Origin of the sequence: Haloactinopolyspora alba (assembly GCF_003014555.1) — a bacterium.
Lineage (GTDB): Bacteria > Actinomycetota > Actinomycetes > Jiangellales > Jiangellaceae > Haloactinopolyspora > Haloactinopolyspora alba.
Genome location: NZ_PYGE01000006.1, coordinates 63,915 through 76,917 on the forward strand (window position 1 = coordinate 63,915; position 13,003 = coordinate 76,917).

Annotated in this window: 9 protein-coding genes; 1 reads left to right on the forward strand and 8 read right to left on the reverse strand. The window is 70.6% G+C overall.

Going from position 1 to position 13,003, the window contains the following annotated elements:
- Positions 1-90: 90 nt before the first annotated feature.
- Positions 91-2,199, reverse strand: coding sequence for an excinuclease ABC subunit UvrB (gene uvrB / locus CLV30_RS10120; protein ID WP_106537089.1), 2,109 nt, complete (start codon positions 2,197-2,199; stop codon positions 91-93).
- Between the two features lie 63 nt (positions 2,200-2,262).
- Positions 2,263-3,666 (reverse strand): MocR-like pyridoxine biosynthesis transcription factor PdxR, encoded by a 1,404-nt coding sequence (gene pdxR, locus CLV30_RS10125; RefSeq protein ID WP_106537090.1) that lies wholly within the window; start codon positions 3,664-3,666, stop codon positions 2,263-2,265.
- 81 nt (positions 3,667-3,747) lie between these two features.
- On the opposite strand from pdxR, the gene CLV30_RS10130 reads away from it, so the two are divergent.
- Positions 3,748-4,437 (forward strand): pyridoxamine 5'-phosphate oxidase family protein, encoded by a 690-nt coding sequence (locus tag CLV30_RS10130; protein WP_106537091.1) that lies wholly within the window; start codon positions 3,748-3,750, stop codon positions 4,435-4,437.
- Positions 4,438-4,458: 21 nt separating this feature from the next.
- On the opposite strand, the gene coaE is transcribed toward CLV30_RS10130, so the two are convergent.
- The 6 genes from coaE to pgfA form a co-directional block, all read right to left on the reverse strand.
- Positions 4,459-5,637, reverse strand: coding sequence for a dephospho-CoA kinase (gene coaE, locus CLV30_RS10135; protein ID WP_106537092.1), 1,179 nt, complete (start codon positions 5,635-5,637; stop codon positions 4,459-4,461).
- A gap of 24 nt (positions 5,638-5,661) precedes the next feature.
- On the reverse strand, positions 5,662-7,632 hold the full coding sequence (locus CLV30_RS10140; RefSeq protein WP_165358494.1) for an endonuclease/exonuclease/phosphatase family protein: 1,971 nt from the start codon (positions 7,630-7,632) through the stop codon (positions 5,662-5,664).
- Positions 7,595-8,338, reverse strand: a complete 744-nt coding sequence (locus CLV30_RS10145) for a YwaF family protein (RefSeq protein WP_106537265.1) — start codon at positions 8,336-8,338, stop codon at positions 7,595-7,597. Before CLV30_RS10145 ends, CLV30_RS10140 begins: the two co-directional genes overlap by 38 nt.
- 160 nt (positions 8,339-8,498) lie before the next feature.
- On the reverse strand, positions 8,499-9,200 hold the full coding sequence (locus CLV30_RS10150) for a hypothetical protein (RefSeq protein WP_129710891.1): 702 nt from the start codon (positions 9,198-9,200) through the stop codon (positions 8,499-8,501).
- A gap of 221 nt (positions 9,201-9,421) precedes the next feature.
- A complete protein-coding gene (gene rpsA / locus CLV30_RS10155) occupies positions 9,422-10,909 on the reverse strand; it encodes a 30S ribosomal protein S1 (RefSeq protein WP_106537095.1) in 1,488 nt (495 codons plus the stop codon).
- A 372-nt stretch (positions 10,910-11,281) separates the two neighbouring features.
- The gene (gene pgfA / locus CLV30_RS10160; RefSeq protein ID WP_205740576.1) at positions 11,282-12,898 is read right to left on the reverse strand and encodes a cell envelope lipid trafficking protein PgfA; all 1,617 of its coding nucleotides are present in this window, start codon (positions 12,896-12,898) and stop codon (positions 11,282-11,284) included.
- Between the last annotated feature and the right edge of the window lie 105 nt (positions 12,899-13,003).

Here is a 13,003-nt window from a genome sequence, read left to right on the forward strand (position 1 = left end):
CGCGTCGGGATTACTCCCCTCCACGTCGGTACCAGTATCTCACAACCACCATCGTGGTCAGGAAACTCGCAGGTGAAGCGGTCGCGACGATCAGCCGACGCCGGCCTCGTGCATCCCGCGCAGCTCCTTCTTGAGCTCGGAGATCTCGTCCCGCAGCCTGGCCGCGAGCTCGAACTGCAACTCCCCCGCCGCCGTGTGCATCTGCTCGGTGAGCTGCTGGATGAGCTGGGCGAGATCGGCCGCGGGCATACCCGCCAGTTCGGCGGCGTGCTTTCCGGTCTCGGACGTGCTCTTCAACCCCGGCACCGGCGTCTTGCCCCGGCTGGCGGTACGACCCGAGCCGCTCATGAGCTCGTCGGTGTCGGCGTCCTCACGGGCCAGCAGCTCCGTGATGTCACTGATCTGCTTGCGCAGCGGGGTGGGGTCGAGCCCGTGCTCGGTGTTGTACGCCATCTGCTTCTCGCGGCGCCTGTTCGTCTCGTCGATGGCGTTGCGCATCGACGGCGTGATCGTGTCGGCGTACATGTGCACCTGCCCGGACACGTTGCGGGCCGCACGGCCGATGGTCTGGATCAGCGACGTGCCGGACCGCAGGAACCCTTCCTTGTCCGCGTCGAGGATGCTGACCAGCGACACCTCGGGCAGGTCGAGCCCCTCGCGGAGCAGGTTGATGCCGACCAGCACGTCGAAGTCACCCAGCCGCAGCTCACGAAGCAGCTCCACACGGCGCAGCGTGTCGACCTCGCTGTGCAGGTAGCGCACCTGCACGCCCTGCTCGAGCAGGTAGTCGGTGAGGTCTTCGGCCATCTTCTTCGTCAGCGTGGTGACCAGCACCCGCTCGTCACGCTCGGAGCGGGTGCGGATCTCGTGCAGGAGGTCGTCGATCTGTCCCTTGGTGGACTTCACCACCACCTCGGGGTCGATCAGCCCGGTGGGCCGGATGATCTGCTCGACCACGCCTTCGACCTTGTCCAGCTCGTACGGGCCCGGTGTGGCCGACAGGTAGACCGTCTGCCCGATGCGCTGCAGGAACTCCTCCCACCGCAGCGGACGGTTGTCCATCGCGCTGGGCAGCCGGAACCCGTGGTCGACCAGGGTGCGTTTGCGGCTCATGTCGCCCTCGTACATGCCGCCGATCTGCGGGACGGTCACGTGGGACTCGTCGACGACCAGCAGGAAGTCGTCCGGGAAGTAGTCGAGCAGACAGTTCGGCGCGGACCCCGGCGGGCGGTCGTCCATGTGCCGGGAGTAGTTCTCGATGCCGGAAGTGAACCCGACCTCGCGCATCATCTCGATGTCGTAGCTCGTGCGCATGCGCAGCCGCTGCGCCTCGAGCAGCTTGCCCTGCCGCTCGAACTCGGCCAGCCGCTCCTCGAGCTCGGCCTCGATGCCGTCGATGGCGCGCTGCATGCGTTCGGGACCGGCGACGTAGTGGGTGGCGGGAGCGATGTAGGTCTCGTTCTCGTCACGGACGATCTCGCCGGTGAGCGGGTGCATGGTGACGATGCGCTCGATCTCGTCACCGAAGAACTCGACCCGGACCGCGAGCTCGTCGTACATCGGGATGATCTCGAGCGTGTCGCCGCGGACCCGGAAGGTGCCGCGGGTGAGGTTCTGGTCGTTACGCGTGTACTGCACCTCGACCAGGCGGCGGAGCAGCCCTTCGCGGTCCTGCTCGGAGCCGACCTTGAGGTGGACCATCCGGTTCAGGTACTCGTCGGCGGAACCGAGACCGTAGATGCACGACACCGTCGCGACCACCACCACGTCGCGCCGTGTCAGCAGCGACCAGGTGGCGGAGTGCCGCAGCCGTTCGACCTCCTCGTTCACCGAGGAGTCCTTCTCGATGTAGGTGTCGCTCTGCGGAACGTACGCCTCGGGCTGGTAGTAGTCGTAGTACGAGACGAAGTACTCGACCGCGTTGTTCGGCAGCAACCCGCGGAACTCGTTGGCCAGCTGTGCCGCCAGCGTCTTGTTCGGCGCGAGCACGAGCGTCGGCCGCTGCAGCCGCTCGATCATCCATGCCGTGGTCGCGCTCTTGCCCGTTCCGGTGGCGCCGAGCAGCACGACGTCCTTCTCGCCCGCGTTGATGCGCTGTTCGAGCTCGTCGATGGCTGCCGGCTGATCGCCGGACGGATCCCAGTCGCTGACCACCGAGAACGGGGCCACCGTCCGGGTCAGGTCACTCGCAGCACGCATACCGACCACCGTATGCGTCGCCACCGACAACGTCGCACCGTGTTCGCGCCCGGCACCACCACGTCACAGGCTCTCGACCACGATCCGCAGCGCCCGTTCCAGCTGCTCGCGCCGCGCCGGCGCGGCGTAGCCGATCGTGACGCCGGTCAGCTGCGGCGGACCGTCGAAACAGCGGCGTAGCCCCTCCACCCGCACGCCCGCGTCCAGTGCCGTCGCGACCAGGCGGTGTTCGGCCTCGGCGTCCGGCAACGGCACGGTCACGTGCGCGCCCGCCCGGTCGCCGCGGACCCGCAGCGCCGCACCCGTCAGCCGCTGCACGACGAGCTCGCGCCGGGCGGCCAGCTCACGTCGGACCCGGCGCAGGTGCTTGGCCAGGTCACCGGTCTCGGCCATGGCGGCCACCACGCGCTGGCCCGCGCCGGGCGGACGCAGCCCCGCCGAGTCGCGCCGGCGCACGACCCACTCGGCCACGTCGGGCGGGGCCACCATCCAGCCCGCGCCGAGCGTCGGCGAGATGATCTTGCTGGTGGTTCCCAGCTGGACGACCACGTCCGGCCCGATCGCGGCCAGCAGCGGAAGCGGCGCCACGTCGTAGCGCAACTCGCCGTCGTAGTCGTCCTCGATGATCCGGGCGCCGTGCCGGCGCGCCCACTCGACCAGCGCGATCCGTCGTGCCGCCGGCAACCGTCCGCCAAGCGGGAACTGGTGCGCGGGCGTGCAGTACACGGCGTCGACGTCGACCGGAAGGGCGTCGACGACGATGCCGTCCGCATCGACGGGCGCCGGTACGACCCGGGCGCCCGCGGCCCGCAGCGCGGCCACGGCCCGCTGGTACCCGGGCTCCTCCACCGCGACCGTGCACCCGTGCCCGAGGACGGCGCCCAGCTCCATCGCCGCGGCCGTCGTGCCGGCCGTGGCGAGCACCGAACCGCCGCGGACCGCGAGCCCACGGTGCCTGAGCAGGTGCTCGGCCACCGCCTCCCGGTACTGCGGATCCCCGTCCCGGACCGGGACGGAGTCGGGTGAGACGTCGGCGGCACGCCGCCACGCCCGTCGCCACACCGCGGGGAGCAGGCCGTCCGCCCACGGGGACCCGACCCCCAGGTTCACCATCTCCCGCCCGCACCGGCCGGGCGCACGGCCGGACGCCACACCGGCACCGGCGCCCGCCTCCGGGTGGTCTGCGGCGTCGCGCGCGCCCACCGCCCCGGACGCGCCGGGGACGGCCGCCACGAACGTCCCGGCGCCGTGCCGCGCGACGATCCATCCCTCGGCGTAGAGCTGCTCGTACGCCGCTGCCGTCACCGTGCGGCTGACCAGCAACGACCGCGCCAGCAGCCGGGTGGACGGCAGCCGCTCGCCCACCCGCACCACGCCGTGGGCCGCCGCGTCGCGGAGCTGGTCGGCGATCTGGCGGGACAGCGGCCGCGGATCGGCGCGGTCGACGGCGACAGGGACCTCGGGCATCGGCGGGATGGAAGTGGCCTTCTCGAATGGACGCAGAGTGGACGTTCAATGATGCCACACACGCGGGGCAGGATCGGCGGCATGACGCACACGCCCACATCCGTCAGCACCGGCGCCACGCCGCTGTCGTCCACGCCCCGGAGCACCGTGCGCCGCGGTCACAAGCGGTCGCGGACCGACCGAGCGGCCCTGTACGACGTCCTCGACTCGTGCCTGATCTGCCACCTGGGACTGGTCCGCAACGGCGCGCCCGTCGTCCTGCCGACCGTGTACGGGCGCCTGGACGACGTTCTCTACCTGCACGGATCCACCGGCGCCGCCAGCCTGATCGCCGCGGCGGACGGTGCGCCGGTCAGTGTCGCGGTGACCCGGCTGGACGGGATCGTCTACGCACGGTCGGTCTTCCACCACTCGATGAACTACGCCAGCGCCGTCGTGCACGGAACCGCCTCGCCGGTGACCGAGCCGGCCGCGAAACGCGAGGCGCTACGTGTGGTCACCGAGCACGTCGCCCCGGGTTCGTGGGAGCACGCGCGCCTGCCGACGCGCAAGGAGCTGGCCGCCACCGCCGTGCTCGCGCTGCCGCTGGACGAGGCCTCCGTCAAGCTGCGTTCCGGGCCGCCGAACGACGACGACCCCGACGTAGCCGGACACGAAGGCTGGGCGGGGGTGCTGCCGCTGCGCCGGCACTGGGACGCGCCGCAACCGTGTCCGCTTCTCGCCGACGGCACACCGGTACCGCCGCACGTCGCCGGTCGTGACCTGCCCTGAGCCGGGGCAACCGAGGTGATGTCACGGCCGCCAGCCGACCCGTTTCGCCCAGGCGTCCGCCCGCTCGAGCATCGCATTGATCCACGACGTCTTCGCGGCCGCGTACTCGTCGACGGATCCGTACCCTCGCGCAGCCAGGCGGCGCTTCAGCGCGGCGTACTCGGCGCCGTCGTCCGGCGCGGCGCGCAGCCGGTCACGCAGCAGCAGCGCGTCGCGCCAGGCCGGTGACGACTCCGGCCGGATGTGACAGTTCACGGCTCGCGCCGGGTCGGCGTTGCACGCCAGCTCTTTGTCCCACGCGCGCCCGTCCCGGCCGACGTCCCACCAGCGGTCCGGCATCCGCACCAACCCGGCCGCCGGCAACGCGCCGGCCACCTCGACCGCTGTCGCCAGGTCGGCGACGACGATCTGCAGATCGACGACGTTCTTGGCAGCGAGTCCGGGAACCGCCGTCGAACCGATGTGATCGACGCGCAGCGCCGACTCTCCCGCCACTCGGAGCACCCGCTGGGCCATGCGGTGCGCGTCATCCGCCCACGACGGGTCCGGCTCGGCGATCACCACGTGCTCCGGACGCGCCGCACGCACCCCCGCGCGCAGGTTCGCCTCGAACGGCACCACCCGGTCGTGCCACAACCGATCGAGCGTTTCCACGGTCCGCTCCGGCGGGCCCGAGTTGTCCAGCCAGACGTCGGCCACGGCACGCCGGTCCGCGTCCGTGGCCTGAGCGGCGATGCGGGCACGGACATCGGACGCGCTCATGCCGCGGTCGGCGACCAGCCTTCGCACCCGCGTCTCCTCGTCCGCGTGCACGACCAGGACCAGCGGATACGACGGCGCCAACCCGTTCTCGACCAACAGCGGGATGTCCTCGACCACCACCGCCGCCGGCCCGGCCTCGTCGACCAACTGCTCGCGTCGCCGGTACACCAGCGGGTGCACGATCGCGTTCAGCGCCCGGCGGCGTTCGTCGTCGTCGAAGACGATCCGGCCGAGCCGCGACCGGTCGAGTGCGCCGTCGGCGTCCAGCACCTCGGTGCCGAACTCCGCCACGACGGCCTCCAGACCGGCGGTCCCCGGTTCCACCACCTCGCGGGCGATCCGGTCCGCGTCGATCAGCGTCGCGCCCAGCTCGTCCAGACGACCGGCCACCGTCGACTTGCCCGCGCCGATGCCGCCGGTCAGCCCCACTCGCAACACCCGACCGACCCTACCGGCCGGTGCTCAGCCCGCCCCGGCGACACGGACGGTCACGAAAACAGGCAGGTGGTCGCTGGCGAGAGTCGGCGGCACGACGACATCCGAGAAGCCGATGTCCGAGGTGCCGAAGATCCAGTCGATCCGGTGGTCGGGTGCGTTCGACGGCGACGTGTTGACGAGCGGGTCACCTGCCACATCCTGCGCCGACACCAGGCCCGTGCCGTCGAACCACGGCCGGATGTCCGGAGAGCCGGGCCGGGCGTTGAGGTCGCCGCCGATGAGGCTGCGCTCCCCCGCCCCGAGCCGGCGCCAGGCGTCGAGGACCTGACGCCCCTGCGCCTGACGTGTGGCGGTCGTGTGGTCCTGATGCTGCAGCTGAGTGGTCCACACGTCGAGTGTCGTCTCTCCCAGCACGACCGTGCTGCCGAGGTAGCCACGCCGCATCGTGCCGGTGCCCTTGTCCATGACGTCCGACCAGTGGCGGGCGATCGGGTACTCCGACAGCACCACGTTGCCCAACTGGTGATCGGCAGTGGCGCCGTAGACGACCTCCGCCCCGAGCCGCCGAGACAGCCAGGCGGCGCCGTCCAGCCCGCCGCCCAACGGCCAACCGCGAGACACCTCCTGCAGCATGGCGATCTGCGCCCCGCCGGCCTCGAGCACCCGCGCGATGGCTTCCGGATCGAGCCGGCCGTGCCACGAGACGGCACTGTGAATGTTGTACGTCGCGATCCGGACCCGCTCGCCGGCCGGTGACGGCGCCGGCTCCGGCCAGGTCAGCGTCGACCACAGCGGAACGAGCAGGCCCACCACCGGCGCGAGAACCGCGACTCGCCGCACCACGATCGCGTCGGGCGACGTCGGGGCACGATCGAGCTCCGGTACGCGCCAGGCCAGGGCTGCGATCATCACCGCTCCGGCCGCCACGAACGCCGGCTGCGGAATGCCCAGCGGAATCTCGTAGGAGATCTGGTAGGAGAGCAACACGCCGACCAGCGCCAACGATCCGATACCCGCGCCCAGACCCGTACGGACGGATCGAGTCGACGGACGGGCGGACACCGTCCTCGCACATACCGCCATGACCAGGGCACCGGCACAAGCCTGGCCGGTCACGACACCAATCCACACCGGCACGCCGGTGGCGCCGGTAGGTCCGGTCAGCGCGGCGGCGACGACGACCAGACCTCCGCCGGCAACCCACCTGCCGATCCCGCGAGCGGCCGGCATGACTGCGGCGGTCGCCAGGCCCACCAACACGACGGCACCCGCGAACGGGAGGCTGGTCTGCCCGGACGATGCGACGAACGCGGGATTGGCGAGAACGAGAGTCTGCAGGGCGAACAGCGGACCGGGCAGGGCCGCCAGCGCCACCGAGTCGCCACACCGCGCCTCGGTCGCCGGCGCACGGGGTTCACGGAGCTCCGGCACGATCGACCAGGCCAACAGGGCCGGCAGTGCGAGCCCGACGATCCAGGCGAACGGCGTCGACTGCCACGCCGCATCCCACGTCGTCAGGGCCACTCGGATTCCGGTGTCGACCGTGAGTCCGAGAAAGAACGCCGCGGACGCCGCCGTGTCCCCGCTCTCCGTCGATCTGCGAAGCGCCGCCGAGAGGGCCACCAGCCCCACGAGTGTGCCGACGACAGCCACGGCCACGCCCGGTGTACTTTGCGCCTGCATGATCACGCGGGTGACGGCGAGCCCGCCACCGCCGGCCACCAGCGCCGCACGCGGACCGACCCACCGACCGAGAGGTGCTGCCGCCAGCGGAGCGGCGAACATCAGCGGCACGACAACGGCCGCCGTGGTGAAGCCGACGCCGCCGGCGAAGTCGTACAGCAGCGGGAAGGAGACCCGCATGACCTCCGCCAGGACCACGGTCGTCAGGCAGACTGTCAGCGCCCGACGGCGATGCGTCCCGAGCCGTCCGTTCATCCCCGCCCTGATCGCAACGTCACGCACCGGCGCCTCCGATACGGTGTCGGCGGTCACCGCGGCCACCGCCCGACGACGTCGAGCGGGCCACCCACGGCCAGGTGATCAACGCCCAGATCGTCGCGACGAGCACGATCTCGACCAGCACGTACCAGGGCCAAGGACCGAAGAGGTCGAGGATCGACGCCGAATCCGGCTTGGCGTTGAGGAAGCCGTAGTTGACGTCGGCGATCGAGTTGAACGCGAAGACGACGGCGGCCCACAGCGCCGTCGCCGCAACGGCGATCCGATAGCTCCGCCAGTCCGGTGGGAGCCCGAGGCCCCAGGTCAGGTAGATCGCGGCCACGACCGTCAGGCCGTGCATGGCCCAATAGAGGATGAACGCGGGGTCCGGGAATCCCGCCCCCAGATCAGGTGTGAGTACGGCCTGAGTACTGAGCGTGAGTCCCCAGTAGTACGTCAACGCGATTGCCCATCGCCGGCGGGTGAACAGCGCGTACACCGCCGTCAACCACGCCAGGTCGCACAGCTGGATCGGCAGCGAAAGCCCGAGGCTGAACCGGTCCGGCAACTGGAACCAGATCTGCAACGGCAGCGTGGGCAGCAGGAAGATCAGTGCGAACGCGACACTCAGGCGATCGGCGGCCGCGCTACCGCGGGACCGGCGGCCACGTCGCACGAGCCACCAGGCAGCCGCGATCAGCAGTGCCAGCACCACCTGGTGAGAGATGCCGTACGACGAGAAGTCGCCAGTGGCCAACATCCGATCCGTCCGCATCGGCGGCACCATCCCTGGGTTCGCCAGGTTTCGGCATCCCCATTATGCGCCTCCACCGCCGTGCAAGGTCCAGCGATGCGACCCGCCGAATCGACCACCGAGCCCGATGGACGTCATTCGCGGCGAGTGGCCCGGCGGAACCCGCTCAGGCCTGCGCGGAGGCGGTCGATGAGGGAATGCCGAGCAGGTGCTCGGCCATGGCCAGCAGAACGACCCGTTCGGCCTTCCTCGGCACGACACGGTGGGCCAGCGTCACGACATAGGTCCGGATGTCGTCGGCGACGATGAACGACACGTCCTCTTTGTCGCTCAGCAGGAAACCGTCCCGTCCGGCCACCGACTGCGCCTTGACGGTCGTCCCGGCAGCCTGGGCCGCGTCGACGGTCGAGGTGATCCGGCCCGCCGCCACCTCGGCGTCGACGTAGCCGCTCACCGAGAACTCCAGCGGGATGCGCGGCTGTCTGGCGGGCGCGCTGGGCCGGTTGCCCGGGCTGGGCGTGTCCGGCGCACTGCGGACGCCGTAACGACAGGTGAGCCGGCCGGTACGGCCCGACTCCTCGAGATGGTCGTCGTTGTAGATGCGGCGCGTCTGCCCGCGCATGGGCACCTCGAGGATCTGCGCGACGTCACCGGCCGTGGCCAGCTCCTCGCACAACTCGGGCACGCCTGTGGTCGACGTGGGCGACGGAGTGGGTTCGGCCACCGCGTCGTCGGTCTCGCCGGAGCCCCGCGACGCCGACGACTCCGTGGGGACCACCGGGACTTCGGGCTCGTCGGAGTTCGAGCATCCCGTGAGGGTGAGCGCCACGAACACGACCACCGCGGCGGCTGTGCGGTCTCGGCTCATCACGCCCATACGGTAGCGTCCGCCTCGCCCTGATTCAGCGCGCGGACGACCCGTTGCTCAGCATCGTCACCGTCTCGTTGCCGCCCGGTGACACGCGAGCCGCGGGCGGGGTTGCGCCGATCGGCGCCGTCCCCGCCCGCGGCTCGCATCTCGCCGACACCCGTACGAACCCTGGGTTGCGCCGATCGGCGCAACCCAGGACCCGGACATGCCGGCTTTGCTCAGTCGCCGGTGAGCTTCTCGCGAAGTGCCTGAAGCGCTTCGTCGGAGGCGAGCGTCCCGTTCTCGGGCTGCTGCTCCTCGGGCGCGGCCGTCGTGAACGAGGACGGGGCCTCGACCTTCGCCTCGCCGTCGGCCTCCTGCGCGGTCTCGATCTGCGACTTGTGCGCCTCCCAGCGCGCGTGGGCCTCGGCGTACTGCCGCTCCCACTCCTCGCGCTGCTTCTCGTACCCGGGCAGCCAGTCGTTGGTCTCCGGATCGAAGCCCTCGGGGTACTTGTAGTTGCCCTGGTCGTCGTAGTCGGCCGCCATGCCGTACAGGGTCGGGTCGAAGTGCTCGGACACCTGAGCGGCAGTGTCGCCCTCGTTCGCCTGCTTCAGCGACAGCGAGATGCGGCGACGCTCGAGGTCGATGTCGATGACCTTGACCATGACGTCCTTGCCGACCGTGACGACCTGCTCGGGCACCTCGACGTGGCGCTCGGCCAGCTCGGAGATGTGCACCAGACCCTCGATGCCGTCCTCGACCCGCACGAACGCACCGAACGGCACCAGCTTGGTGACCTTGCCCGGGACGATCTGGCCGATCTGATGGATGCGGGCGAACTGCTGCCACGGGTCCTCGAGCGTCGCCTTGAGCGAGAGGGAGACCCGCTCGCGGTCCATGTCGACGTCCAGGACCTCGACCGTGACCTCCTGGCCAACCTCGACCACCTCGGACGGGTGGTCGATGTGCTTCCAGGACAGCTCGGAGACGTGCACCAGGCCGTCGACGCCGCCGAGGTCGACGAACGCGCCGAAGTTGACGATCGAGGAGACCACGCCGGACCGGATCTGGCCCTTCTGCAGGGTCTGCAGGAAGGTCGACCGGACCTCGGACTGGGTCTGCTCGAGCCAGGCGCGGCGGGACAGAACCACGTTGTTGCGGTTCTTGTCCAGCTCTATGATCTTCGCCTCGATCTCGCGGCCGACGTACGGCTGCAGGTCGCGGACCCTGCGCATCTCGACCAACGAGGCGGGCAGGAAGCCACGCAGCCCGATGTCGAGGATGAGCCCGCCCTTGACGACCTCGATGACGGTGCCGGACACGACGCCGTCGGCTTCCTTGACCTCTTCGATCTTGCCCCAGGCGCGCTCGTACTGCGCGCGCTTCTTGGACAGGATCAGCCGGCCTTCCTTGTCCTCCTTCTGCAGGACGAGGGCCTCGACATCGTCACCGACGGCCACGACCTCGTTGGGATCGACGTCGTGCTTGATGGACAGCTCGCGCGAGGGGATGACGCCCTCGGTCTTGTAGCCGATGTCGAGCAGGACTTCGTCCCGGTCGACCTTGACGACGGTACCGGAGACGATGTCGCCGTCGTTGAAGTACTTGATGGTCTCGTCGATCGCGGCGAGGAATGCCTCTTCGGACCCGACGTCATTGACGGCTACCTGCGTCGTCGCGGTGGCTGCCGAAGGGGCCGTCTCGGCCTCGATGCTGCTCGTCATGTGGAAGGGGACTCCGGACAAGGATGTAGGTGTGTTCCGCGCCAGGACCCTTGGATCGCCGTGCCACCGAATCGACCAGAGACCTGAACAAACCCCTGTGCCGCCCACCGACAGTAACGAGCGCGAGCCTGCTCTGTCCGAGGTTCGCACAGGCCCACAGCGCATCGTTAGGCTACCCGGCCGAGTGGACCAGGGTCAATCGGCGTCAGGTCGCGAGTTGATCACGTCGCGCGGTATGAGTTATGAAATTCCCACTCAGCATCAGCTCCCCGTCCAGCTGACCCCGTCAACGAACACCGGCCGGACCGAGTTCCGGGACCGGCACGACGACGCGGACGGAAAACGGCTCGTACGGGACGGGCCCGGTCACGCTCAGTAGCGGTACGCGCTTCCCGCGGAGCGGCCGTCCTCGTCGAACTCGTCGAACAGCTCGTCTTCGTTCTCCTCGGGTTCCGCGGTGCCCGCACGGGCACGGCGGAACCGACGACGCCGCCCGCCGCCGGAGGCGCCGGCGTCCGAACCCTCCGGATCGGCAGTCCCCTGGCCGGCACCGCTCGCGACCGGCTCGGGCTCCGGCTCGGGTTCAGGCTGCGGCCGCGGATCCGGCTCGGGTTCCGGGCGTGGTTGCGGTGCCGGTTCCGGCCGGGGTTCGGGCCGTGGCACGACGGATCGGTCCGCCGCGTCATGACCCGGGGCACCGGCAGTCCGCCCGACCGGTCCGGGCTCCTCCTGCGGGCGCGGTTCGGGCTCCGGCTGTGGTTCCGGTTCCGGCCGGGGCTCGGGCTGAGGCCGCGGCTCCGGCTCGGGTTCCGGGCGCGGTTCGGGCTCCGGCTGCGGTTCGGGCTGAGGCCGCGGCTCCGGCCCGGGTTCGGGCTGAGGTTCCGGCCGTGGCTGAGGTTCTGGCTCCGGGTGGGGTTCTGGCTCCGGGTGGGGTTCTGGCTCCGGGCGAGGTTCCGGCTCCGGACCCGGGCGAGGACCGGGCAACGGATCCGGCACGACGTCGGCGACCGGCCCGGCCGGCGCCGCAGCGCGTCGTCCGGAATAGCGGCGCCGCGACACCAGCAGACCCACCAGCACGAACACTCCGCCGGCCGCAAGAAGCGCCACCGGACCGGTGTCACGCACCAGCGTCAGCTCCGCCGCGGTGTCCTCGTACTCGGCGACGTTGTCGGCGACCTGGCCGTCGGTGTAGGAGATCGTGCCCTGCACGACCGCCGGACCGCGCTCGTCGCCGACACGCAGGAACGATTCCCGCTCGTCGCGCGCGTCGACGATGGCGCCCGTGCGTGGTTCCACCCAGATGGTGCGCGTGTTGCTGTACACGTGCTCGGCCGTGACCGCGCCGGACCTGTCGAACAGCGCGCCCGGAACCTCGAGCTCTGCCACGGGCGTCGGGTCGATGCGCTGCACGAAGCGGTAAACCTCCAGACCGCCGCGCTCGTCGACGCCGTCGAACACCATGGGCCGGGTGTCGCGCAGCCGCGCGTCCCACACGTCGTAGTCGCGCTGCTCGGTCTCGAACGGCAGCTTGAGCACATAGCCGGTGTGATCGAGCGGCTCGGCGTCGTTCTCGTCGTCCGACTCGGCCACGTACTGGCCGTAACCGCTGACCGCACGCCCGGTGTGCCGGTCGAACGCGACGCGCTCCTGCAGGTACGACAGCACGTTGTCCTCGGTCGCCGCAGCACCGTCGCCGGCGTCGAAGGTCGTCAGGCTCGTCTCGCGCACGGCGACGTCTCCGGTGCTCGCCTCCGTATCGGGCACCACCCGGCGCTCGGCGCGCACGTCGGTCGTGCGCTCGTACGGCGCCTGTCTGGTCACCAGGGCGGACCGGTCGAGCACCACGACGTCCCGGCCCACCGACACCCGCTCGCTCGCCTCGTCCGGGACGACCGCGAGTTGCGGATACGCGTACCACCTGAGCAACGGCGCCAGGACCAGCATCAACACGCCCAGCCCCAGCAGGACCAGACCGATCGTGCGCCGCATGGGTACCTTCCTCGTCCGTGTCGCGCCCGTCCCGACAGGGTCCAACCACTCAGCGTACGTGTCCGGGCACAGCGCGAAACTACCGCCGACGCGGGCGTCGAGGAA

Bases quoted from the DNA above. Each gene is read 5' to 3' on its own strand.
- CLV30_RS10150 (WP_129710891.1), bottom strand. From the start codon at position 9,200: ATGAGCCGAGACCGCACAGCCGCCGCGGTGGTCGTGTTCGTGGCGCTC.
- CLV30_RS10130 (WP_106537091.1), top strand. From the start codon at position 3,748: ATGACGCACACGCCCACATCCGTCAGCACCGGCGCCACGCCGCTGTCG.
- pdxR (WP_106537090.1), bottom strand. From the start codon at position 3,666: ATGCCCGAGGTCCCTGTCGCCGTCGACCGCGCCGATCCGCGGCCGCTG.
- rpsA (WP_106537095.1), bottom strand. From the start codon at position 10,909: ATGACGAGCAGCATCGAGGCCGAGACGGCCCCTTCGGCAGCCACCGCG.
- uvrB (WP_106537089.1), bottom strand. From the start codon at position 2,199: ATGCGTGCTGCGAGTGACCTGACCCGGACGGTGGCCCCGTTCTCGGTG.
- CLV30_RS10145 (WP_106537265.1), bottom strand. From the start codon at position 8,338: ATGTTGGCCACTGGCGACTTCTCGTCGTACGGCATCTCTCACCAGGTG.
- pgfA (WP_205740576.1), bottom strand. From the start codon at position 12,898: ATGCGGCGCACGATCGGTCTGGTCCTGCTGGGGCTGGGCGTGTTGATG.